At 61.5% G+C, this 22,645-nt stretch carries 19 protein-coding genes and 1 pseudogene; 15 read left to right on the top strand and 5 right to left on the bottom strand.

Annotation, left to right across the window (positions count from 1 at the left end; all coding sequences use genetic code 11):
• The first annotated feature begins 106 nt into the window (after positions 1 to 106).
• The 7 genes from JFV30_RS30265 to tauD all read left to right on the top strand — a co-directional run bounded on the left by JFV30_RS30265 (position 107) and on the right by tauD (position 8,284).
• Positions 107 to 2,431: a Tex family protein gene (locus tag JFV30_RS30265; protein ID WP_010168933.1), complete on the top strand. Its 2,325-nt coding sequence runs from the start codon at positions 107 to 109 to the stop codon at positions 2,429 to 2,431.
• Positions 2,431 to 2,814 (top strand): PaaI family thioesterase, encoded by a 384-nt coding sequence (locus tag JFV30_RS30260; protein WP_008435797.1) that lies wholly within the window; start codon positions 2,431 to 2,433, stop codon positions 2,812 to 2,814. The genes JFV30_RS30265 and JFV30_RS30260 overlap by 1 nt, the downstream gene beginning before the upstream one ends.
• A gap of 213 nt (positions 2,815 to 3,027) precedes the next feature.
• Positions 3,028 to 4,611, top strand: a complete 1,584-nt coding sequence (gshA, locus tag JFV30_RS30255) for a glutamate--cysteine ligase (RefSeq protein ID WP_201125886.1) — start codon at positions 3,028 to 3,030, stop codon at positions 4,609 to 4,611.
• A 205-nt stretch (positions 4,612 to 4,816) separates the two neighbouring features.
• A complete protein-coding gene (gene tauA / locus JFV30_RS30250) occupies positions 4,817 to 5,794 on the top strand; it encodes a taurine ABC transporter substrate-binding protein (RefSeq protein ID WP_003213167.1) in 978 nt (325 codons plus the stop codon).
• Between the two features lie 18 nt (positions 5,795 to 5,812).
• Positions 5,813 to 6,592: a taurine ABC transporter ATP-binding subunit gene (gene tauB / locus JFV30_RS30245; protein WP_201125885.1), complete on the top strand. Its 780-nt coding sequence runs from the start codon at positions 5,813 to 5,815 to the stop codon at positions 6,590 to 6,592.
• Complete coding sequence (tauC, locus tag JFV30_RS30240) at positions 6,589 to 7,425, top strand: taurine ABC transporter permease TauC (RefSeq protein ID WP_201125884.1); 837 nt, start codon at positions 6,589 to 6,591, stop codon at positions 7,423 to 7,425. The genes tauB and tauC overlap by 4 nt, the downstream gene beginning before the upstream one ends.
• Before the next feature lie 22 nt (positions 7,426 to 7,447).
• Complete coding sequence (gene tauD / locus JFV30_RS30235; protein ID WP_201126259.1) at positions 7,448 to 8,284, top strand: taurine dioxygenase; 837 nt, start codon at positions 7,448 to 7,450, stop codon at positions 8,282 to 8,284.
• 146 nt (positions 8,285 to 8,430) lie between these two features.
• On the opposite strand, the gene mgrA is transcribed toward tauD, so the two are convergent.
• From mgrA to JFV30_RS30220, 3 genes are all read right to left on the bottom strand, one after another.
• Positions 8,431 to 9,468 (bottom strand): L-glyceraldehyde 3-phosphate reductase, encoded by a 1,038-nt coding sequence (gene mgrA / locus JFV30_RS30230; protein ID WP_003211877.1) that lies wholly within the window; start codon positions 9,466 to 9,468, stop codon positions 8,431 to 8,433.
• Between the two features lie 109 nt (positions 9,469 to 9,577).
• Positions 9,578 to 10,906 (bottom strand): OprD family outer membrane porin, encoded by a 1,329-nt coding sequence (locus JFV30_RS30225; protein ID WP_010168921.1) that lies wholly within the window; start codon positions 10,904 to 10,906, stop codon positions 9,578 to 9,580.
• 161 nt (positions 10,907 to 11,067) lie between these two features.
• Entirely contained in the window at positions 11,068 to 11,958 is an 891-nt protein-coding gene (locus JFV30_RS30220) for a LysR substrate-binding domain-containing protein (RefSeq protein ID WP_201125883.1), read from the bottom strand.
• Positions 11,959 to 12,076: 118 nt separating this feature from the next.
• Here JFV30_RS30220 and JFV30_RS30215 point away from each other — a divergent pair, with 118 nt between their 5' ends.
• Positions 12,077 to 12,808 carry an SDR family oxidoreductase gene (locus JFV30_RS30215; RefSeq protein ID WP_201125882.1) on the top strand — a complete coding sequence of 244 codons (732 nt, stop codon included), beginning with the start codon at positions 12,077 to 12,079 and terminating at the stop codon, positions 12,806 to 12,808.
• Between the two features lie 176 nt (positions 12,809 to 12,984).
• Entirely contained in the window at positions 12,985 to 13,233 is a 249-nt protein-coding gene (locus JFV30_RS30210; protein ID WP_201125881.1) for a hypothetical protein, read from the top strand.
• A 3-nt stretch (positions 13,234 to 13,236) separates the two neighbouring features.
• Here the strand turns inward: JFV30_RS30210 and betT are convergent, their stop codons facing one another.
• Together betT and epsC are read right to left on the bottom strand one after the other, a co-directional pair.
• Entirely contained in the window at positions 13,237 to 15,198 is a 1,962-nt protein-coding gene (gene betT / locus JFV30_RS30205) for a choline transporter BetT (RefSeq protein ID WP_201126258.1), read from the bottom strand.
• Between the two features lie 426 nt (positions 15,199 to 15,624).
• Positions 15,625 to 16,551, bottom strand: a complete 927-nt coding sequence (gene epsC / locus JFV30_RS30200; RefSeq protein ID WP_201125880.1) for a serine O-acetyltransferase EpsC — start codon at positions 16,549 to 16,551, stop codon at positions 15,625 to 15,627.
• A 166-nt stretch (positions 16,552 to 16,717) separates the two neighbouring features.
• Between epsC and JFV30_RS30195 the strand changes: the two are divergent.
• The 6 genes and pseudogenes from JFV30_RS30195 to JFV30_RS30170 all read left to right on the top strand — a co-directional run bounded on the left by JFV30_RS30195 (position 16,718) and on the right by JFV30_RS30170 (position 22,627).
• Positions 16,718 to 17,709: pseudogene (locus JFV30_RS30195) on the top strand (D-cysteine desulfhydrase).
• 160 nt (positions 17,710 to 17,869) lie between these two features.
• Entirely contained in the window at positions 17,870 to 18,664 is a 795-nt protein-coding gene (gene tcyJ / locus JFV30_RS30190) for a cystine ABC transporter substrate-binding protein (protein ID WP_010168911.1), read from the top strand.
• The gene (tcyL, locus tag JFV30_RS30185; RefSeq protein ID WP_010168909.1) at positions 18,664 to 19,329 is read left to right on the top strand and encodes a cystine ABC transporter permease; all 666 of its coding nucleotides are present in this window, start codon (positions 18,664 to 18,666) and stop codon (positions 19,327 to 19,329) included. The genes tcyJ and tcyL overlap by 1 nt, the downstream gene beginning before the upstream one ends.
• Before the next feature lie 3 nt (positions 19,330 to 19,332).
• On the top strand, positions 19,333 to 20,079 hold the full coding sequence (gene tcyN / locus JFV30_RS30180; RefSeq protein ID WP_010168907.1) for an L-cystine ABC transporter ATP-binding protein TcyN: 747 nt from the start codon (positions 19,333 to 19,335) through the stop codon (positions 20,077 to 20,079).
• A gap of 337 nt (positions 20,080 to 20,416) precedes the next feature.
• Positions 20,417 to 21,202: a hypothetical protein gene (locus JFV30_RS30175; RefSeq protein WP_201125879.1), complete on the top strand. Its 786-nt coding sequence runs from the start codon at positions 20,417 to 20,419 to the stop codon at positions 21,200 to 21,202.
• Positions 21,203 to 21,385: 183 nt separating this feature from the next.
• Complete coding sequence (locus JFV30_RS30170) at positions 21,386 to 22,627, top strand: SfnB family sulfur acquisition oxidoreductase (protein WP_201125878.1); 1,242 nt, start codon at positions 21,386 to 21,388, stop codon at positions 22,625 to 22,627.
• The last annotated feature ends 18 nt before the right edge of the window (positions 22,628 to 22,645 follow it).

The raw sequence follows: 22,645 nt of genomic DNA, 5'->3' as shown, positions 1-22,645 counted from the left end.
GGCTGCCTCTTGACCCAGGCAGCGGCGCCAGTCGGGCCGCTCAACCAGCCTCGCACGCCTTGTTTTCCGGGCCTGCGAGCCTGCTTTCAGAATTTCAGGTGGTTTTATGGACAGCATCAACAGCCGCATCGCCGAGGAACTCGGTGTACGCCCACAACAGGTCGAAGCGGCCGTCGCTCTACTGGATGAAGGCTCCACGGTGCCCTTCATCGCCCGTTACCGTAAAGAAGTCACCGGCAGCCTCGATGATATCCAGTTGCGGCATCTGGAAGAGCGCCTGCGCTACCTGCGAGAACTCGACGAACGGCGTATCAGCATCCTCGCCAGCATCGAAGAGCAAGGCAAGCTGACCCCGCAGCTGGAACGCGACATCAAGCTCGCCGACACCAAGACCCGCCTCGAAGACTTGTACCTGCCGTACAAGCAGAAGCGCCGCACCAAGGGCCAGATCGCCCTGGAAGCCGGCCTCGGCGAGCTGGCCGACGGCCTGTTCAACGACCCGTCCCTGGCTCCGGAAAGCGAAGCCGCGCGCTTTGTCGATGCCGAAAAGGGCGTCGCCGACGTCAAGGCAGCCCTCGAAGGCGCCAAGTACATCCTCATGGAGCGCTTCGCCGAAGACGCCAACCTGCTGGAAAAACTGCGCAACTACCTGAAACAGGAAGCCACCCTCAGTGCCCGCGTGATCGCCGGCAAGGAAGAGGAAGGCGCCAAGTTCCGCGATTACTTCGAACACGACGAGCCGCTGAAAAGCATGCCGTCCCACCGCGCACTCGCGATTTTCCGCGGTCGCAACGAAGGTATTCTGAGCTCCGCGCTGAAAGTCGGCGACGAGCTGCCGGGCACCATGCACCCGTGCGAAGGCATGATCGGTCAACAATTCGGCATCCAGAATCAGAATCGTCCTGCGGACAAGTGGCTCAGTGAAGTCGTGCGCTGGACCTGGAAGGTCAAGCTCTACACCCACCTGGAAACCGACCTGCTGGGCGAACTGCGCGACGGCGCCGAAACCGAAGCCATCAGCGTGTTCGCCCACAACCTGCATGACCTGCTGCTGGCCGCACCCGCCGGCCCGCGTGCAACCCTGGGCCTCGACCCGGGCCTGCGTACCGGTTGCAAGGTTGCCGTGGTCGACGCCACCGGCAAGCTGCTCGACCACGCCACGGTTTACCCCCACGTGCCGCACAACAAGTGGGACCAGACGATCGCGATCCTGGCCGCCCTGTGCGCCAAGCACTCGGTGGACCTGATCGCCATCGGCAACGGCACCGCCAGCCGTGAAACCGACAAGCTGGCCGCCGAGCTGATCAAAAAATACCCAGGCATGCAGATGACCAAAGTGATGGTCTCCGAGGCCGGCGCTTCGGTGTACTCCGCGTCTGAGCTGGCCTCCAAGGAATTCCCGGACCTCGACGTATCGATCCGTGGCGCCGTGTCCATTGCTCGCCGCCTGCAGGATCCACTGGCCGAACTGGTGAAGATCGATCCGAAATCCATCGGCGTCGGCCAGTACCAGCACGACGTGTCGCAGCTGAAACTGGCGCGTGGCCTGGACGCGGTGGTTGAAGACTGCGTGAACGCCGTCGGCGTGGACGTGAACACCGCCTCCGTTGCGCTGCTGGCCCGTATCTCCGGGCTCAACGCCACCCTGGCGCAGAACATCGTGACCCACCGCGACGAAAACGGCGCCTTCAAGACCCGTGCAGCGCTGAAAAAAGTCGCGCGTCTTGGCGAAAAAACCTTCGAACAGGCCGCCGGCTTCCTGCGCGTCATGAATGGCGACAACCCGCTGGACTCCTCGGCCGTCCACCCGGAAGCCTACCCGCTGGTACAACGCATTGCCGCTGAAACCGACCGCGACATCCGCTCGCTGATCGGCGATGCCGCGTTCCTCAAGCGCCTGGACCCGAAAAAGTACACCGACGAAACCTTCGGCGTGCCGACCATCACCGACATCCTGCAAGAGCTGGAGAAACCTGGCCGCGACCCGCGTCCCGAGTTCAAGACCGCCGAGTTCCAGGAAGGCGTCGAAGACCTCAAGGACCTGCAACTGGGGATGATCCTCGAAGGCGTGGTCACCAACGTGACCAACTTCGGCGCGTTTGTGGATATCGGCGTGCATCAGGACGGTTTGGTGCACATCTCTGCGCTTTCGGAGAAGTTCATCAAGGACCCGCGTGAGGCGGTAAAAGCCGGTGACGTGGTCAAGGTGAAAGTCATGGAAGTCGACATCCCGCGCAAACGCGTCGGCCTGTCGATGCGCATGAGCGACACCCCCGGCGAGAAAATCGACGGTGCCCGCGGCGCACGCCCAGGCTCGGCGCCACGCCAGTCCCAAGGCAGCGCACCCCGCAAGGAAACCACTGCGCCAGCCCCGGCCAATAACGCCATGGCTTCGCTGTTCGCCAACGCCAAACAACTGAAGAAACGTTAATGGAACTGCCAGCCGGCTTGACCCACAGTGCTTTCAGCGAACTCATTGGCTGCCGCCTGCAACGCCTGGAAACCGGCGTTGCCGAGGTGGCCATGACCCTGGAACCGCAGTTGCGCAACCGCGCTGGCAAGCTCCATGGCGGGGCGATCTTCAGCCTGGTGGACATTGCCATGGGGCTGGCCTGTTCCAGCTCCCATGGTTTCGACCAGCAGAGCGCGACCATCGAATGCAAAATCAACTACATCCGCGCCGTTTCCGACGGTGATGTGCTGTGCACCGCCCGGGTCATCCACCCGGGCCGGCGCACGCTGGTGGTCGAGGCTGACGTGTACCAGGACGAAAAACTGGTCGCAAAAGCACAAGGCACCTTCGCTGTCCTATAGCTCCCTGTCATCGATTTGAGTTAATTTCGGCGCTGCGAAAGTTGCGCCGAACTTTTCTTCGTGCGCGATAGCCAGATTCAAGGATGAAGCGGCACTTTCCGAGTGGGTCAATCCGGCTCGAAAACCAGGCGATAACGCCAGTTTCCACTTCACCCTTGTAGACCGTCCTGCCCACCCCCATATTGGGGCGACTGACGCGTGAAGGAATCCAACTTGAGCGAACTTCTCAACCGCCGCCTGGCATTGCTCGGCAAGCACGAACACCTCTCTTTGCTCGAGCAGTGCCTGCACGGCATCGAGCGCGAATGCCTGCGCGTCACCGGTGAGGGTCGGCTGGCACAAACGCCGCATCCCGAGGCCCTGGGCGCTGCACTGACCCACGAACAGATCACCACCGACTATTCCGAGTCGCTGCTGGAATTCATCACGCCGGCCCTGCCCAACCCGGCCGACACCCTGAGCAGCCTCGACAAGATCCACCGGTTTGCCTACAGCAAGCTCGGCAACGAGTACCTGTGGAGTCCATCGATGCCGTGCCCGTTGCCGGCCGAGGAAGATATTCCGATTGCCTACTACGGCACCTCCAATATCGGACAGCTCAAGTACGTGTATCGCAAGGGCCTGGCCCTGCGTTACGGCAAGACCATGCAATGCATCGCCGGGATCCACTACAACTTTTCCCTGCCGGAAGACCTCTGGCCGCTGCTCAAGGAAGCCGAAGGCTTTGTGGGCACCGACCGGGACTACCAGTCCACGGCCTATATCGCGCTGATCCGTAACTTCCGCCGCTACAGCTGGCTGCTGATGTACCTGTTCGGCGCCTCGCCGGCCCTGGACGCCGGCTTCCTGCGCGGTCGCTCGCACCAGCTCGAAGTACTGGATGCCGACACCCTGTACCTGCCGTACGCCACCAGCCTGCGCATGAGCGACCTGGGTTACCAGAGCAACGCCCAGGCCGGCCTGACGCCGTGCTACAACGACCTGGCGAGCTACACCGACAGCCTGCGCGAAGCGGTGGCAACGCCCTACGCTCCGTACGTCGAAGTCGGCACCCATAAGGACGGTGAGTGGGTACAGCTCAACACCAACATCCTGCAGATCGAAAACGAGTACTACTCCAACATCCGCCCCAAGCGCGTGACCTACACCGGCGAACGGCCGATCCAGGCGCTGATGGCCCGTGGTATTCAGTACATCGAAGTGCGCTGCCTGGACATCAACCCGTTCCTGCCAATGGGCATCGACTTGCAGGAGTCGCGCTTCCTCGACGCGTTCCTGCTGTATTGCGCGCTCAACGACAGCCCGCTGTTCGCCGACAACGAGTGCGGCAACGCCACCTCCAACTTCCTCAGTGTGGTCAAGGAAGGTCGCCGTCCGGGCCTGCAACTGCGGCGCCGTGGCGAATCCGTGGACATGAAGGAATGGGCCGCCGAGTTGCTGGAGCAGATCGCTCCATTGGCAGCCTTGCTGGACCAGAGCCAGGGCATCACTGAACACAGCCAGGCGCTGGACGCCCAGCTGGCGAAGGTCAAGGATTCGTCCCTGACCCCGTCGGCCCAGGTGTTGGCGGCCATGAGCGAGCGTAAAGAGAGCTTTGCGCAGTTCTCGCTGCATCAGAGCCAGGTGCATGCGGAGCACTTTCGCAGCGAGCCGTTGAAGGCTGAGGAACAGGCACGCTTTGAGGAACTGGCGCGTAATTCGCTGGCGCAGCAGGCGGAGCTGGAGCAGAACGAAGTGGGCGACTTTGACGTGTTTGTCGGCTCGTACCAGGCGAGCATCCTCGCCATCAGCAACTGACACGCCCCTGTAGGAGCCGGCTTGCCGGCGATGGCGACCTCAAGAACGCCATCGCCGCAAGCCGGCTCCTACACTGTTCATGCATCGACGCAGCGACCGCGTTTCCCCTCATAAGCTAATTCGAAAATGTTATTTATTTTCGGATTCTTAGATCATTTAGTCTTCTCACACGCCGACCTCCGGCCGCCTGATGAGGACTCCTCCCTTGAAACTGCACTTCCCCCTTCGCCTACTGGCGGCCTTGTCCCTGGCCGGCGCCAGCCTGTTTGCCCAGGCCGCCGACGTGACCATCGCTTACCAGACCACCGTTGACCCGGCGAAAGTCGCCCAGGCCGACGGCGCGTATGAAAAAGCCACCAACGCCAAGATCGACTGGCGCAAATTCGACAACGGTGCCGACATCATCGCCGCCATCGCTTCCGGCGACGTGCAGATCGGCTACCTCGGTTCCAGCCCGCTGACCGCTGCGGTTACCCGCAAGGTCCCGGTGGAAACCTTCCTGATCGCGACCCAGATCGGCGGTGCCGAAGCCCTGGTGGCGCGCAACGGTTCCGGGATCAACAGCCCGCAGGACCTGATCGGCAAGAAAGTCGCCGTGCCGTTTGTTTCCACCGGCCACTACAGCCTGCTGGCCGCGTTGAAGCACTGGAACATCGACCCTTCGAAAGTGACCATCCTCAACCTCGCCCCGCCGGCCATCATCGCCGCCTGGAAGCGTGGTGATATCGACGCCACCTACGTGTGGGACCCGGCCCTGGGCGTCGCCAAGGAAAACGGCAAGGTACTGATCACCTCCGGCGAATTGGCCAAGTTCGGCGCGCCGACCTTCGATGCCTGGATCGTGCGTAAGGATTTCGCCGAGAAGCACCCGGAAATCGTCACGGCTTTTGCCAAGGTCACCCTGGATGCCTACGCCGCTTACCGCAAAGACCCACAAGCCTGGCTGGCTGACAAAGGCAACGTCGACAAACTGGTGAAGCTCTCCGGGGCCAAGGCCAGCGACATTCCGCTGCTGCTGCAAGGCAACGTCTACCCGCTGGCGGCTGACCAGGTCACCCTGCTCGGCGCACCGACCACCAAGGCCGTCACCGACACCGCCGCGTTCCTCAAGGAACAAGGCAAGGTCGACGCCGTACTGCCGGACTACGCCCCGTACGTCAGCCCGAAGTTCATCACTAACTGATACCAGGAGTTAACCGCGATGGCCTTGCTACAACTGGAGCGCATCAGCGCACAGTACCCAGGCAGCCCGGAGCCAGTACTGGCAGATATTTCCCTGAGCCTTGGGCCCCAGCAATTGCTGGTGGCCCTCGGCCCTTCCGGCAGTGGCAAGACTTCGCTGTTGAACCTGATTGCCGGTTTTGTCGAACCCAGTGCCGGGCGCATCACCCTTGACGGTGTGCCGGTAAAAGGCCCCAGCGCCGAGCGTGGCGTGGTGTTCGAGGACGACGCCCTGCTGCCCTGGCAGGACGTGCTGGCCAACGTCGGCTTCGGCCTGGAACTGGCGGGCGTGCCCAAGGCCCAGCGCGAGATCCGCGCCCGGGAAATGCTTGCCCTGGTGGACCTCGCCGGTTTCGACAGCCGTCGTATCTGGCAACTCTCCGGTGGCCAGAAGCAACGTGTCGGCCTGGCCCGCGCATTGGCCGCCGACCCACGCGTATTGCTGATGGACGAACCCTTCGGCGCTCTCGATGCCTTCACCCGCGAGCAAATGCAGGAGCTGTTGCTGCAAGTCTGGCGGCGTACGGCCAAACCCGTATTCCTGATTACCCACGACATCGAAGAAGCGGTGTTCCTCGCCACGGACCTGATTCTGCTGGCGCCCAACCCCGGGCAGATCGTCGAGCGCCTGAGCCTGGATTTCGGCCAGCGTTATGCCGCCGGTGAGTCGGCACGGGCGATCAAATCCGATCCGCGCTTTATCGAAACCCGCGAACACGTGCTGGGCAAGGTGTTCTCCCAACGGCAGGTGTCCGCATGAGCAGTTACGAATTACCGGCCACGGCCGCCAAACCGGTAACCAAACCCGTGGTCCCTATACGCCGCAGCCTGAGCACTCGCTGGATCAGCGTGCTGACCCTGGTGACGCTGGTTGCCATCTGGTGGACCGTGACCGCCAGCGGGCTGATCGAACCGCTGTTCCTGCCACCGCCTTCTGCCGTGCTGCAAAAAGGCTGGCTGCTGGCAACTACCGGCTACATGGACTCCACCCTGTGGCAGCATCTGGGCGCGAGCCTCAAGCGTATCGGCCTGGGCCTCGGTTTTGCCGTGCTGACCGCCGTGCCGGTGGGCATTGCCATCGGCTCCAATCGCATCGCCCGGGGCATTCTGGACCCGCTGATCGAGTTCTACCGGCCGATTCCACCCCTGGCTTATCTGCCGCTGATCGTGATCTGGTGCGGCATCGGCGAGCTGTCCAAGGTGCTGCTGATCTACCTGGCGATTTTTGCGCCAATCGCCATCGCTACCGCCACCGGCGTGCGCACGGTCGACCCGGCCAAGTTGCGCGCCGCGCAGTCGTTGGGCGCCACCCGTGCCCAGTTGATTCGCCATGTGATCCTGCCGAGCGCACTGCCCGACATCCTCACCGGCGTGCGGATTGGCCTCGGTGTGGGTTGGTCGACGTTGGTCGCCGCCGAGCTGATCGCCGCCACCAGCGGCCTGGGCTTCATGGTGCAATCCGCCGCGCAGTTCCTGGTCACCGATGTGGTGGTGCTGGGGATTCTGGTGATCGCACTGATCGCCTTCGCCATGGAAATGGGCTTGCGTGCCCTGCAGCGCAAACTGGTGCCTTGGCATGGCCAGGCACACTAAGCACATCTTCGACGAGAACCCCATGAGCAGCCTGACCGTAACGCCTCTCAGCACCGCCCTTGGCGCCCAGATCAGTGGCGTCGACATCACCCAACCGCTGACCATCGAACAGCGCGACGCCATCGAACAGGCGCTGCTCAAGCATTCGGTGCTGTTCTTCCGCAACCAGCCGATCAACCCGCAGCAACAGGCGCGGTTCGCGGCACATTTCGGCGACCTGCACATTCACCCGATCTACCCCAACGTGCCGGAACAGCCTGAAGTGCTGATCCTCGACACCGCCGTGACCGACGTGCGCGACAACGCCATCTGGCACACCGACGTGACCTTCCTGCCCACCCCCGCCCTCGGTGCAGTACTCAGCGCCAAGCTGCTGCCGGAGTTCGGCGGCGACACGTTGTGGGCCAGCGGGATTGCCGCGTATGAGGCGTTGTCCGAGCCGTTCAAAAAACTGCTGGACGGCTTGACCGCGACCCACGATTTCACGCGCTCCTTCCCGCTGGAACGCTACGGCAACACGCCGGAAGACCTGGCGCGCTGGGAAGAAGCCCGGCGCAAGAACCCGCCACTGTCCCATCCGGTGATTCGTACGCACCCGGTGAGCGGGCGCAAATCGCTGTTCGTCAGTGAAGGGTTCACCAGCAAGATCAACGAACTGGAGCCGGCGGAAAGCGAAGCGGTGCTGAAGCTGTTGTTCGCCCATGCCACCCGGCCGGAGTTCACCATTCGCTGGCGCTGGCAGGAAAATGACGTGGCGTTTTGGGATAACCGTGTGACCCAGCATTACGCCGTGGATGACTACCGGCCGCAACGGCGGGTGATGCACCGGGCGACGATTCTTGGAGATGTGCCGTTTTAACAGGCACACCACGCATCAAATGTGGGAGCGGGCTTGCTCGCGAATGCGGTGGATCAGTAATAAATTCGGTGACTGACACCCCGCATTCGCGAGCAAGCCCGCTCCCACATTGGATTGGTGTTGATGCAGGAGTCGGGCTCTGCCGCTTATTCCGCCGTAGACGGCTTCTCCCACAAGTTAATCCCGCCTTCCTGGGCAAACCGGTCAATCTCCGCCAGCTCTTGCGCACTGAAGCTCAGGTTCTGCAACGCGCCGACGTTTTCAATGATCTGCTCCGGCCGGCTCGCACCGATCAGGGCGCTGGTGACGCGGGGATCACGCAATGTCCACGCCAACGCCATCTGCGCCAGGCTCTGGCCACGGCGCTTGGCGATTTCATTCAACGCACGCGCGTGGGCAATGTTGGCCTCGGACAAGTGCTTGGCCTGCAATGAACCACCACCCGGACGATTCACCCGCGCATCCGCCGGTACACCGTTGAGGTATTTGTCGGTCAGCAAACCCTGGGCCAACGGTGTGAACGCAATCACCCCGGCGCCGAGTTCTTCGGTGACGTCCAGCAGGTCTTTTTCCACCCAGCGGTTGAGCAGGTTGTAGGCCGGCTGGTGGATCAGCAGCGGAACTTTCCACTCCTGAAGCAGCGCTGCGATTTCGCGGGTTTTTACCCCGGAATAGGACGAGATCCCAATGTACAACGCCTTGCCCTGTTGCACGGCAGTGGCCAGTGCACTGGCGGTTTCTTCCAGTGGGGTGTCGGCATCAAAACGGTGGGAATAGAAAATGTCCACGTAGTCGACGCCCAGGCGTTGCAGGCTCTGGTCGAGGCTCGCCAGTACGTATTTGCGCGAACCGCCGCCCTGGCCATAAGGGCCCGGCCACATGTCCCAGCCGGCCTTGCTGGAGATGATCAGTTCATCACGGTAGTGCTTGAAGTCTTCGCGCAGCAAACGGCCAAAGTTGATCTCGGCGCTGCCGTACGGAGGGCCGTAGTTGTTGGCCAGGTCGAAGTGGTTGATACCCAGGTCGAACGCGGTGCGCAGCAAGGCGCGCTGGGTGTCGATGGGGGTGCTGTCGCCAAAGTTGTGCCACAGCCCCAGGGACAGTGCCGGCAGCACCAGTCCGCTGCGACCTACGCGGCGGTAAGGAATAGATTCATAGCGGTTTTCGGCAGCAATGTAAGTCATCGAATCCTCTCTGGTCTTATGAGCAAATAAGGCCTGGGAATAAGGATATTCCCAAGCCTTTTAAGCAGCTGAATCGCTTAAGTGTGCTTGCTCTTTGTACAGCAATTTCCTACCAGAGTGGAACGACGTAGCTCACATAGAAGCGGTTTTCATCTTGCACAGTGGCACCGGTGATATCCGGGCTGGCGTGGGCATTTCGCCAGGTTACGCCGAGGCCTTTGAGGGTGCCGGTGGGTACTTGGTATGCCACGGTGACGTTACGTTCCCATTCGCTGGTGGTGCCTTGGGTGGTGCGGATGTCATCACCGTGTGCGTAGGACGTGGCGAAGGTCAGGCCATTGAGACCGAGCTTGCCGAAGTCATATTTGTACTGGGCCAACCAAGTGCGCTCGCCGGCGTGCTGGAACTTGTTCAGTTGCATGTTGGTGAGTGCCGGGGTGTCGGCACCCGAACCCGGGCCCTGGTTGCTGGCACCGCTGTTCAGGCCGGAATCCAGGTACGGGAAGTCGCTGTCGCCGCTGTTTTTCTGAATGCCCAGGCCGACGGTATGGCCGTCCAGGCTGTAGCTTTCCAGCAGGCTGACGGTGGACTGGTTGATGCGGCCCTTGGAGGTGCCGTCACCGTAGAGGCCGGCAGCGGAATAGTCTTTGTCGCCGGCGGCGTTTTCCCCCACACCCAGGCTGCGGTACAGGCGCACGTCGGTGTCGATCGCGCCGACAGGCAAGGCGTCATGGCGCTTGGCACCGAGGAAGAACTGTTGGTAGTAATCCTCAAGGTTCGAGTACCACAGGCTGACAGTAGTGTCCGGCAAGCCTTTGTAGTCCGCACCGCCGTAGAGGAAGCGATCACTCTCTTTGGTGCCGCCGGCGGTGATCATGCCCTGGTCGCCGGTTTCGTTGCGGATCTTGGTCTTGAGGATGTCACCGGCGGTAAAGGTGAAGTCGGTCAAGTCTTTGGAAACCAACTGCACGCCCGTGTTCGTCTGCTGGTACAGGCGGCCGTCGGTGTTGGCCAGGACCGGGTTGTTGCCGTAGAGCGTACCGACGCGCAATTCATCCTGGGCAAAACGCATCTTGAAGGTCGGACTGAGCACGCCGAACTGGTCGGCGGACTTGCCGTCATCCAGCGGGAACATACTGCCGGGGTAGCGGCCCTGGTGATCCTTGTCGTTGAGGTCGCCACCGGAGTCCAGTTTCAAACCGTAGAACGCCTGCAGGTCCAGACCAAAACCTACGGTGCCTTCGGTGTAGCCCGACTTGAAGTTGAATTCAAAACCCTGGCCCCAGTCACGGATGCTGTGGGCCTTGTTATTGCTGTTCACCACATCGCGCCCCTGCTGATTGAGGTAGCGGTTGAGCAGGGTCACGTCGGCGTGGCTGTCATCGATAAAATCGGCGTGGGCGGACAGCATAAAGCTCGCCATGGCGGCACCCACCATGGGGCTTAATAACGTCTTCATTGGTACCGGTCTCCGTCACTGTTCTGAAATGAAAGCGTCAAACGCTTCACACAATTAGGCGATGGCCATGTGACAGTTCGGAGTCAAAACACCCTTTACCCGGATGAAATTAAATTTAAGAAACCCAGTAAGTACGCGGGTTAGCGGGCAGTGGCGAAGATTTCGGCGAGCCAATCGACGAACACTCGCACCCTCGGCGACATGTGTCGGTTCTGCGGGTAAAGCACCGACACCGGCATCAAGGGCGGCGGTGTATCGGTGAGGATTTCCTGCATCACGCCCTGGGAAATCAGCTCGGCCATGCGGTAGTGCGGGCACTGGATAATGCCCAGTCCGGCCACCGCGCTGGCGGAATAAATCTCTGCGCCGAACACCGACAGCGCCCCCTCGATCGTGACTTCCTGCACGTGGCCGTCGACCATGAATTCGAACGGAAACAGCTTGGCGGTGGTGCGCGAAACGTAGTTCACCGCCCGGTGCTCACCCAGGTCGGCGAGGCTTTTCGGCTCGCCGTATTTGCGCAGGTACGCCGGGCTCGCGCAGGTCACCTGGCGCAGCGTCGCGACACGCCTGCCGATCAACGCCGAATCCCCCAGGGTGCCTGCGCGCAGCACGCAATCCACGCCTTCGGCGATCAAGTCGACGAAGCGGTCCGCCTCGCTGATGGACAGTTCGATTTCCGGGTAGCGCGCCATGAATTGCGGGAGTGCCGGGATCACGAAGTACTTGGCCAGGGTGCCATGCAAATCCACGCGCAGGCGGCCCTTGGGCGCCACCGAACGGAACGCCAGTTCCGCCTCTTCCAGCTCGGCCAGCAGCTGCACACAACGCAGGTAATAGGCCTCGCCATCCAGCGTGGGGCGTACGCGGCGGGTACTGCGCTCCAGCAACCGCGTGCCCAACCACGCTTCGAACTGGTTGAGGGTGTGGGTCAGGGTCGCGCGCGGCAGGTTCAGGTCATCCGCAGCGAGCGTGAAGCTGCTGCGCTCGTAGATTCGTACGAACACCTTCATCGCTTTGACCTGGTCCACGTTGCGTCTCCATTGTTGGCGATTTTTGAACAGTCAAGGCAACTCTGGCGCATTTATCGGCTTGGGTAAACATGTGAATCTGCTTCCACACCCAGCCACTCCCCAAGGAAATCTGATCATGACCACTCAAGTTGCTATCGTTACCGGCGCCTCCCGTGGCATCGGCGCCGTGATTGCCAAACAACTGGCCGCCGACGGTTATGCCGTCGCGATCAACTACGCCAACAGCGCCACTGAAGCGTCGAAACTGGTGGTGGAGTTGCGCCAGGCCGGGCACCAAGCCATAGCGATCCAGGGCGACGTGGCCAGCGCCGCCGACGTCAAGCGCCTGTTCGACGAGACCGAAGCCCAACTGGGCAAGGTCGATGTGCTGATCAACAACGCCGGGATTCTCAAGGTACTGCCGCTGGCCCAGCACAGCGATGAGCTCTACAACCAGAACTTCGATATCCACACCCGCGGCACCTTCAATGCCCTGCGTGAAGCGGCGACCCGACTGAACGACGGCGGGCGCATCGTCAACTTTTCCAGCAGCACCGTCGGCCTCAACTTCCCCGGTTACGCGGTGTACATCGCCAGCAAGGCAGCCGTGGAATCCCTGACCCAAGTGTTCGCCAAGGAAATGCGCGGCCGTCGCATCACCGTCAACGCCGTGGCCCCGGGTCCGGTGGCTACCGAGCTGTTCCTGCATGGCAAAAGCGAAGAGCAGATCCAGGGCCTGGCCAAGATGGCGCCACTGGAACGCCTTGGCCAACCGGAAGATATCGCCCGCGTCGTGTCGTTCCTGGTGAGCCCGGCCGGTGCCTGGGTAAACGGGCAAATCCTGCGGGCCAATGGCGGCCTGGTCTGAAACCACACAACCACTCACTCTACGACGCACTAATATTGTGGCGAGGGAGCTTGCTCCCGCTGGAGTGCGTAGCGCTCCCAAGATTTTGGGGCCGCTTCGCAGCCCAACGGGAGCAAGCTCCCTCGCCACAGGTTTGGTGTTCACTGTGAATCAGCGGGTATCAGGAGACTTCAGCCATGCACACCGCACTCGTCATCACCTCCGGCCTGATCCTGCTCGGGTTGATGCTGTTTATCGGCCAAAAGCTTGGCGTCAGCCGGCACATTCTGGCCTACAGCTTTGTCGGGATCTGGCTGGTGGTGGCGGTGGTAAACGGCGCGGTAGGCGTAGTCACTGCCGGCCAGCCCCTGGTCTCGGAGCTGGTGATCGGCAGTTTGGTGTTTGGTGCGCCGTTGGTGGCACTGGCCCTGTTTATCAGGGCCTGAGCCTCAGCGAACCAGGTGCAGGAACTGCATGTGCCGTTCGTACTGGTCGAGGATGTCGTTGATGATCTGCTCCTTGGTGTAGCCCACCAGGTCGTAGTCCTGGCTACCCTCACTCAAGTGGACTTCCGCGCGGTAGTAGCGACGGTTGTTGAGTTGCTTGGAACCCATGCCGCCCCGTGCGAATGACGGTGTGAAATAGCCGCGCATCTGCACCTGGTACACGAACGGATGCTGTTCACCATGACCGATTTCCAGGCTGACGCTGTCGTTGGACGGGTCGGGCTGGGTGACCACACTCAGGCCCTTTTCGACAAACACCGCCGTCACTTCTTCGATCGCCGGACGCACCGTGGTCTCAAGGAAGCGATACACCTCATCCCGTGACGGGAAATGCACCGCCTGGCTCAAGCGCTGGCGCCAACCGCCCGTGCCTTTACGCGAGCCCGACACCGGTGCAAGGGAATGCATCTGCGCGATCTGCTTCTGCGACTCAAGGTAGAACGCCTTGTGCAGCCCCCACATCATCAGCAGCAAAATCATCGAGAACGGCAGCGAGGTCAGTACCACGGCCGACTTGAGCGAGTCGATACTGCCGGCAAACAGCAGCGCACTGGTGACCAACGCCGTCATCGCGCCCCAGAACACCCGCAGCCACTTCGGCCCGTCTTCATCGGCGTTGCCGCCTTTGGCCGACAAGGTCGAGAGCACCACGGTGCCGGAGTCGGCCGAGGTGACGAAGAACACGAAGCTGATAAACACCGTGACCGCGATGACCGTCTTGCTCCACGGGTAGGTTTCCAGCACCAGGTACAGGCTCATCGATGGGTCATCAATGGCCGACTGCCCCAGCGCCGTGAGGCCGTGGTTGAGCACCTGGTCGATGGCACTGTTGCCGAAGATCGACATCCACGCCAGGGTGAAACCCAACGGGATCAACAGCACGCCAAAGACGAATTCGCGGATGGTACGACCGCGGGAAATACGCGCGATAAACAGGCCCACGAACGGTGACCATGCGATCCACCAGGCCCAATAGAACACGGTCCAGCCGCCCAGCCAGTCGCTGGGTTTGTCGTAGGCGTAGAGGTCGAAACTCTTGGTCGGCAACGCGCCCAGGTAGTCGCCAATGTTTTGGATCAGGGTGTTCAGCAAGTGCTGGGTGGGCCCGGCGAACAACACGAACAGCAGCAGCGCACAGGCCAGCAGCATGTTGATGTCGGACATCACCCGCACACCCTTGTCGACGCCGGAGACGGCCACCAGGATCGCTGCGCCCATCATCAAGGTGATGAGGCCGACCTGGATCCACTGGGTGTGGGCCACGCCGAACAGGTAGTCGAGCCCGGAGTTGAGGTGCAACACACCGAAGCCCATGTCGGCGCCGAGGCCGAACACCGTGGCGATGATGCCGAAGCCGTCCACCGCGTAGCCGATGGGGCCATTGATGCGCTTGCCGATCAGCGGGTACAGCGCCGAGCGCAACGCCAGCGGCAGGTTGTGCCGGTAGGCGAAATACGCCAGGGCCATGCCGACGAAGGCGAACACGCCCCAGCCATGCAGGCCCCAATGCAGAAACAGGATCTGCATGGCCTGGCGCGCAGCGTCACCGTTCAAGGCTTCGCCCTGGGGCGGTTGCACCAGGTGCGTCAATGGCTCGGAAACGCAGAAGAAAAACAGCGTGATGCTGATGCCGGCGGCGAACAGCATGCCGGCCCAGGACAGGTAACTGAATTCGGGCTCGTCGTGGTCGGCACCGAGTTTGATCTTGCCGTAGCCCGATAACGCGGTGACCACCACGAAGACCAGATACAGGGTCATCGCCAGCATGTAGTACCAGCCGACCGTATTGGCCGCCCAGTTTTGTGCCGCCAGCAGCCAGGCGCCGGCTTGTTCGGGAATCGCGATGACGGTCAGGCCGAACAGCAGGATGAAGCTCGCGGCGAAGTAAAACACCGGCGGGTTCATGCGGACCAGACCGCTGGAAGGTGTGGACGATGCACTCATGTAGGGTGCACCTCAAGGGTGTGGGATGTGGCTGTGAAAAACAGACTCAGCAAAGGTAAGCCTCCTGTTGTGAGCGGGCAGCGAACCACCGATTTAACTTGAACGAACAGTCAAGTTAAACATGGATAGGGGTTTGAGGACTAATCTCAGGGCCGAGTGGTAGGTGTTTCCTACACTAGCTCAAGGAAAGGTATGACGTGTGGGGATGACAAAACGTTCAGCGATTGCTGAGTGAAATACTGGCCGAGACTGGAATGCGATCCATTGTGGGAGCTGGCTTGCCTGCGATTGCGGTGGGTCAGCCATACATCTGTTGCTGATACACCGCTATCGCAGGCAAGCCAGCTCCCACATTTGATCTGTGTGATCGTTAGAGAGAGCAGTGTTTTACTTCTGCGTCCCGTCATCATGCTGCAGGTTCGCCTGGGTCAGGTTCGCCCCCGCCGGCACGCTGCGCGTCAGCCACACGTTGCCGCCAATGGTCGACCCCTTGCCAATCGTGATCCGCCCCAGGATCGTCGCCCCGGCGTAGATCACCACATCATCCTCAACAATCGGGTGCCGCGGATGGCCCTTCTGCAACTGCCCGTCTTCATCCGCCGGGAAGCGCTTGGCGCCCAGGGTCACGGCCTGGTAGATCCGCACCCGCTCGCCGATGATCGCGGTCTCGCCAATCACCACACCCGTCCCGTGGTCGATAAAGAAGCTCGGGCCGATCTGCGCGCCGGGGTGAATATCAATCCCGGTCGCCGAATGCGCGATTTCCGCACTGATGCGCGCCAGCAACGGCAAGCCCGCACGGTACAGGTGGTGAGCCAGCCGATGGTGAATCACCGCCAGGATGCCCGGGTAGCACAACAGCACTTCATCCACGCTGCGGGCCGCCGGGTCGCCGTGGTAGGCGGCGAGTACGTCGGTATCCAGCAGGCTGCGCAAGGAAGGCAACGCCAAGGCGAAATCCTGGATCAAGTGGATCGCATGGGCGTCCACCTCGCTGTCATCCTGGCCACCTTGTCGCGCGGCGTAACGCAACTCCAGCCGCGCCTGGGCGAGCAACGCATTCAGCGCCACATCCAGGGTGTGGCCGACGTAGAAGTCTTCACTCTCTTCACGCAAATCCACCGGCCCCAGACGCATGGGGAACAGCGCACCGCACAACGCCTCGAGAATCTGCGCCACGGCTTCCCGTGAAGGCAGCTCGCGCCCGCCCTGCTCGCCGCTGACCCGGCCGTTGCGGGTGCGCCACTGGTCCCGGGCGCTGCGCAGCTGGCTGACGATGGTCTGTAATTGCCAATGACTGGAACGCTCACTCACGGTCTTCACTCCTGACGAAATGCCCATCACTTTACGGCAAGGCACCTGAGCGCCCTTAAGAACCAATAGTGCAATGCTAATAACCCATCGACATAAGTGATTGGCGGTTGCCCACTGAAAAGTGCCTGCCTATAGTCGGTGCATCTCTGACCACCCGTGCGTAGCCATGATCAAACAACAGCTCGACCGCTTTAACCGTCTGGACCTGCTGGGCGGCGCCACCGCCCTGGAAAAACTCGAGCGGCTGTCGGCCTGGCTGGGACGTGATATCTACGTCAAACGCGACGACACCACGCCGCTGGCCCTGGGCGGCAACAAGCTGCGCAAACTCGAATACCTTGCCGCCGATGCGATTGCCCAAGGCGCCGACACCCTGGTGACCGCCGGCGCGATCCAGTCCAACCACGTACGCCAAACCGCCGCACTGGCGGCCAAGCTCGGCCTGGGCTGCGTCGCACTGCTGGAAAACCCGACAGGCACCGAAGACCCCAACTACCTGGCCAACGGCAACCGCCTGTTGCTGGAACTGTTCGACGCCAAGGTCGAGTTGGTGGAAAACCTGGACGACGTCGACGCCCAACTCAACGCCCTCGCCGACCGCCTGCGCAGCAACGGCAAGAAGCCGTACCTCGTGCCCATCGGCGGCTCCAACGCCCTCGGCGCCCTGGGTTATGTACGCGCCGGGCTGGAGCTGGCCGGGCAGATCGAAGACAGCGGTATCAAGTTCTCCACCGTGGTGCTGGCTTCCGGCAGCGCCGGCACCCACAGCGGCCTGGCATTGGCGCTGAGCGAAGTACTGCCGGACCTGCAAGTGATTGGCGTCACCGTGTCCCGTACCGACGAAGCCCAGCGCCCCAAGGTGCAAGGCCTGGCCGAGCGTACGGCCGAATTGCTCGGCGTGCCGGTACCGGACGCGTTCAAGGTGATCCTGTGGGATGAGTACTTCGCCCCCGTTATGGCGAGCCAAGTGCCGGCACGCTGGCGGCGATCAAGCTGGTGGCCAGTCAGGAAGGCCTGCTGCTGGACCCGGTCTACACTGGCAAGGCCATGGCCGGCTTGCTGGATGGCATTGGTCGCCAGCGCTTTGAAGAGGGGCCGATCATCTTCCTGCATACCGGCGGTGCACCGGCGTTGTTTGCGTATGATTCAAGCTTTTGATATTCCATAAAAGAATATCAATCTGATTTTATATTATTTTCAAGTCTTAAAAACCGGCTTTATAGTCGCGCCGTAGGCGAAGACGCGCATCTCGCTTTAAGGCAGGATACGACTACCGCGTCACCTGCATCGCTCAACATAAAAAACACAGGGGCTCTTCATGACTATTTCTGTATTCCGTCGCACGTTACTGGTTGGCACGTTGGGGCTGGCGCTAGGCGCCGGGTGGCTCGGTCAGGCAGTGGCCGGCGAGCAGTTGGATAACATCAAGAAAGCCGGCGAAATCAAGATTGGCCTGGAAGGCACCTACCCGCCGTTCAGCTTCGTCGATGAAAGCGGCAAGCTCAGCGGTTTCGAGGTCGAACTGTCTGAAGCCCTGGCCAAGAAGCTGGGCGTCAAGGTCAAGCTGCAAGCCACTCCGTGGGATGGCATTCTCGCCGCCCTGGAATCCAAGCGCCTGGACGCGGTCGTCAACCAGGTGACCATCTCCGACGCGCGCAAGGCAAAGTATGATTTCTCCACGCCGTACACCGTCTCCGGTATTCAGGCGCTGACCCTGGCGAAGAACGTCGACACCATCAAGACCGCCGACGACCTGGCCGGCAAGAAAATCGGTGTGGGCCTGGGCACCAACTACGAACAATGGCTCAAGGAAAACCAACCGAAAGCCATCGTCAAAACCTACAACGATGACCCAACCAAGTTCCAGGACCTGCGCATCGGCCGTGTCGACGCCATCCTGATCGACCGCCTGGCCGCGCTGGAATACGCCAAGAAAGCCAAGGACACCGCCGCTGCAGGCGCTGCCTTCTCCCGCCAGGAAGCCGGCATTGCCCTGCGCAAAGGCGAGCCGGAACTGCTGGCTGCGGTGAACAAGGCCCTCGACGAACTGCGTGCCGACGGTACCTTGAAGAAGCTGTCCGAGAAGTACTTCAACGCTGACGTTACTCAATAATGGAAGCAGGTTTCCAACTCGCGCTGGACTCCGCGCCCTTTCTGCTCAAGGGCGCGTATTTCACGGTAATTCTTAGCCTTGGCGGGATGTTTTTCGGCTTGCTGCTGGGCTTTGGCCTGGCCTTGATGCGCCTGTCGCGCTTCAAGTTGTTGAGCTGGATCGCCCGGGTCTATGTGTCGTTCTTTCGCGGCACGCCCTTGCTGGTACAGCTGTTCCTGATCTACTACGGCTTGCCGCAAGTGGGCATCGAGCTGGATCCGATCCCGGCGGCCATGATCGGCTTCTCGCTGAACATGGCCGCTTATGCCTGTGAAATCCTGCGTGCCGCCATCGGCTCCATCGAGCGCGGCCAGTGGGAAGCTGCGGCCAGTATCGGCATGACCCGTGCGCAGACCCTGCGCCGGGCCATCCTGCCACAGGCCATGCGCACGGCCTTGCCGCCGTTGGGCAACAGCTTTATTTCCCTGGTCAAGGACACCGCCCTGGCCGCCACCATCCAGGTGCCGGAGCTGTTCCGCCAGGCGCAACTGGTCTCGGCCCGTACCTTCGAAATTTTCACCATGTATCTGTCCGCCGCCTTGATCTACTGGATTCTTGCCAGCGTTCTGGCGCACGTGCAAAACCGCCTGGAAGCACGAGTCAACCGGCATGACCTGGAGTCTTGAAGCATGATCGTGGTTGAAAAACTGACCAAACAATTCAAGGGTCAGGTGGTGCTTAACGGGATCGACCTTGAGGTCAAGGAAGGCGAAGTCGTCGCCATCATCGGCCCCAGCGGTTCCGGCAAGACCACCTTGCTGCGCTGCCTGAATTTCCTCGAAGAACCCACCAGTGGCCGGATCAAGGTCGGTGACATCGAGATCGACAGCAGCCGCCCGCTCAACCAGCAGCAAAACCTGGTGCGGCGCCTGCGCCAGCACGTGGGTTTTGTGTTCCAGAACTTCAACCTGTTCCCCCACCGCACCGCCCTCGAGAACGTCATCGAAGGCCCGATCGTGGTCAAGAAGATGCCCCGGGCCGCCGCAGATGCCCTCGGCCGCAAGCTATTGGCCAGGGTTGGCCTGGCGGGCAAGGAAGACGCCTACCCACGGCGCCTGTCCGGCGGGCAGCAGCAACGGGTAGCGATTGCCCGGGCATTGGCGATGGAACCCGAGGTGATCCTGTTCGATGAACCGACCTCGGCCCTGGACCCGGAGCTGGTAGGCGAAGTGCTGGCGACCATTCGTAGCCTCGCTGAAGAAAACCGCACCATGGTCATCGTGACCCACGAGATGAGTTTTGCGCGGGACGTGGCCAACCGGGTGATCTTCTTCGACAAGGGGGTAATCGTTGAACAGGGCGAAGCCAAGGCACTGTTCGCCAACCCGAAAGAAGAACGTACCCGGCAATTTCTCAGCAAGTTCATCAACAACTAACGTGCGCCCATCACTTGTAAGAAACTTCGCTTTATAGAGTTGCCGAAAGGCAACTCGCCTCTTTAGTGTTTTTTGGGAAAAGCCCTTTATTCACTGGGTAAAAGTCACCTCGAAACACGCACTTGCAGCGCCCCGCCAGTCAGACCCTTCTGAATAATCCATAACCCCCTGTTTGCCCCGCCCAGCCTCTTGACGCCAACTAACCGAGCCTCTTATCTAACGCCCAGAGGATTGGATCCATTCTGGTTTTTCATTAAATCGTTCCTTTCGGACTACGTCGCCCGCCCGCGCTTAATGTCCGGAACGATTGCTGCTGGCTGCATCAAGGAGATTATTTATGACGCGTATTTCCCCCCCCGCGCTGCTCACTGCCCCGACCTTGCCTGAGGCCCATCGAGAGGGCATCAATGCCCTCGCCGCCACCCACCTGCAGGTCGATATCGCGCCTTACGATGGCATGGACGAGGGCGACCTGATCGAGTTGTTCTGGAACAACTGCTTTGCGGCTTCCCGACGCATCACCGCCGGCAAAATCGGCATGCCCACCCGCCTGCGGGTGCCGGAAAGCTTTGTGCTGGATGGCGAGGCACGGATTCATTACCGGCTCATGCAAGTCGGTCACGGCCCGGCGCGTTCGGCGACCACCCGGGTGCAGGTCAAGACTGATTATCCCGGCGGTCACCCTTCTGCATTGAGTAACGACGAAAACCAGAACCTGGCCGCCGTCGGCCTGCCCGAGACCATTCGCCGCCACGGCGTCAACAGCAGCCAGATCCGTCGTGGCGTACCGTTGACCATCGAGCCGTACCTGAACATGGCGACCGATGACGAAATCACCCTGCGCTGGGGTGACGTGCGCCTGGACCTGCCGAAGATCCAGGCCGGCGATGTGGGCAAGGCGGTGCAGGTGTGGGTGCCGTCGGCGATCATCATCGAGGCCGGAGATGACCATCGCCTCGAAGTGACCTACTGCATTCTCGACCGGGTCGGCAACAATTCGCGCTGGGCGCCCACCCGCACCCTGCGCATCGCTGCGCTCGTTCCCCAGGCCCCGACCAGCCCCGCCAAGGCCCCGCTGGTCTACCAACCCCGCCGCCCCGGCTCGCCTTGTGAACCCGGGTGACAGACCTTCTATGCATATTCCTAAAAGTTAGTTTATTAAAAAATTTAACACGCTTAGGGTATATGCACCGGACCACCGGACATTCCTGATTTTTTATCTTTTCAACGGATGTGAGGTAGGTATGGTCAAAATTACCCCGGTGCGTAACGCCAGGGCATTGCGTGCAGCCAAGGAGCGGCGCTGATGTCTAACTTGGCACAAACACCCCCCCAGAGTGATCTGGACGTCGCCCCGCTGTTGTTGCCCGCCAAGGTGCTGCGCAACGACGCCGAGGCCCTGAGCGCTGCTCATGAGCTGGCACAGGCTGCACGCCTGCAAGCGGCCAGGCGCGATCAGCAACGCAAACTGCCCTGGGCTGAAATCGAGCATTTCACCCGCAGCGGCCTGGGCAGCATTTCCATTCCCCGTGAGTACGGCGGCCCGCAAGTGTCCTTCGTGACCCTGGCCGAGGTGTTCGCGATCATCAGCGCGGCCGACCCGGCGCTGGGGCAAATCCCGCAGAACCATTTCGGCATCCTGCACGTGCTGCAAGGGGCGGCCAGCGAGCGCCAGAAAAAGCAGCTGTTCCAGAGCGTGCTGGACGGCTGGCGCATCGGCAACGGCGGCCCGGAACGCGGTACTAAAAACACCCTGGACCTCAAGTCACGCATCACCGTCGAAGGTGACGGCTACGTCGTCAGTGGCCAGAAGTTCTACTCCACCGGTGCGCTGTTCGCCCACTGGGTGGCGGTCAAGGCGTTGAACGATGACGGCAAAGTCGTCATGGCGTTCGTGCGGCGTGGCACCGAAGGCCTGCGCATCGTTGATGACTGGTCGGGCTTTGGCCAACGCACCACCGCCAGCGGCACGGTGCTGCTGGATCAGGTGGCGGTGGACGCCGAACTGGTGGTGGAGACCTGGCGCCTCGGCGAATCGCCGGGTATCCAGGGCGCGGTGTCGCAATTGATCCAGGCGGCCATCGACGCCGGCATTGCCCGTGGCGCGATCGACGACACCATCAGCTTTGTACGCGAACGCTCGCGGCCCTGGATCGACGCCAAGGTCGAACGGGCCAGCGATGACCTGTATGTGATCGCCGATATCGGCAAGCTGAAAATCGAACTGCACGCGGCCGAAGCGCTGTTGCGCAAGGCGGGCCAGGTGCTGGACCAAGTCAGTGCCGCGCCGATCACCGCGCAGTCCGCGGCTCGTGCCTCGATTGCCGTGGCCGAAGCCAAGGTGCTGACCACCGAGATTTCATTGCTCGCGAGCGAGAAATTATTCGAACTGGCCGGCAGCCGCGCGACCCTCGCCGAATTCAACCTCGACCGCCACTGGCGCAACGCCCGGGTGCACACCCTGCACGACCCGGTGCGCTGGAAGTATCACGCGGTGGGCGCTTACCACCTCAACGGCACTTTACCTGCCCGACATTCCTGGATTTAACCGACCAGACCTCTGGAG

Source organism: Pseudomonas sp. TH32 (assembly GCF_016650855.1).
In the GTDB taxonomy this organism is placed as follows: domain Bacteria; phylum Pseudomonadota; class Gammaproteobacteria; order Pseudomonadales; family Pseudomonadaceae; genus Aquipseudomonas.
This window is presented reverse-complemented; position numbering and strand designations above follow the sequence as displayed.

What these genes read in the sequence shown, in the direction of transcription:
- mgrA (WP_003211877.1), bottom strand. Translation starts at nt 9,468, where the DNA reads ATGACTTACATTGCTGCCGAAAACCGCTATGAATCTATTCCTTACCGC.
- JFV30_RS30265 (WP_010168933.1), top strand. Translation starts at nt 107, where the DNA reads ATGGACAGCATCAACAGCCGCATCGCCGAGGAACTCGGTGTACGCCCA.
- tcyN (WP_010168907.1), top strand. Translation starts at nt 19,333, where the DNA reads ATGATCGTGGTTGAAAAACTGACCAAACAATTCAAGGGTCAGGTGGTG.
- JFV30_RS30170 (WP_201125878.1), top strand. Translation starts at nt 21,386, where the DNA reads ATGTCTAACTTGGCACAAACACCCCCCCAGAGTGATCTGGACGTCGCC.
- tcyL (WP_010168909.1), top strand. Translation starts at nt 18,664, where the DNA reads ATGGAAGCAGGTTTCCAACTCGCGCTGGACTCCGCGCCCTTTCTGCTC.
- betT (WP_201126258.1), bottom strand. Translation starts at nt 15,198, where the DNA reads ATGAACCCGCCGGTGTTTTACTTCGCCGCGAGCTTCATCCTGCTGTTC.
- JFV30_RS30215 (WP_201125882.1), top strand. Translation starts at nt 12,077, where the DNA reads ATGACCACTCAAGTTGCTATCGTTACCGGCGCCTCCCGTGGCATCGGC.
- tauC (WP_201125884.1), top strand. Translation starts at nt 6,589, where the DNA reads ATGAGCAGTTACGAATTACCGGCCACGGCCGCCAAACCGGTAACCAAA.
- JFV30_RS30210 (WP_201125881.1), top strand. Translation starts at nt 12,985, where the DNA reads ATGCACACCGCACTCGTCATCACCTCCGGCCTGATCCTGCTCGGGTTG.
- JFV30_RS30225 (WP_010168921.1), bottom strand. Translation starts at nt 10,906, where the DNA reads ATGGTGGGTGCCGCCATGGCGAGCTTTATGCTGTCCGCCCACGCCGAT.
- JFV30_RS30175 (WP_201125879.1), top strand. Translation starts at nt 20,417, where the DNA reads ATGACGCGTATTTCCCCCCCCGCGCTGCTCACTGCCCCGACCTTGCCT.
- JFV30_RS30260 (WP_008435797.1), top strand. Translation starts at nt 2,431, where the DNA reads ATGGAACTGCCAGCCGGCTTGACCCACAGTGCTTTCAGCGAACTCATT.
- tauD (WP_201126259.1), top strand. Translation starts at nt 7,448, where the DNA reads ATGAGCAGCCTGACCGTAACGCCTCTCAGCACCGCCCTTGGCGCCCAG.
- tcyJ (WP_010168911.1), top strand. Translation starts at nt 17,870, where the DNA reads ATGACTATTTCTGTATTCCGTCGCACGTTACTGGTTGGCACGTTGGGG.
- tauB (WP_201125885.1), top strand. Translation starts at nt 5,813, where the DNA reads ATGGCCTTGCTACAACTGGAGCGCATCAGCGCACAGTACCCAGGCAGC.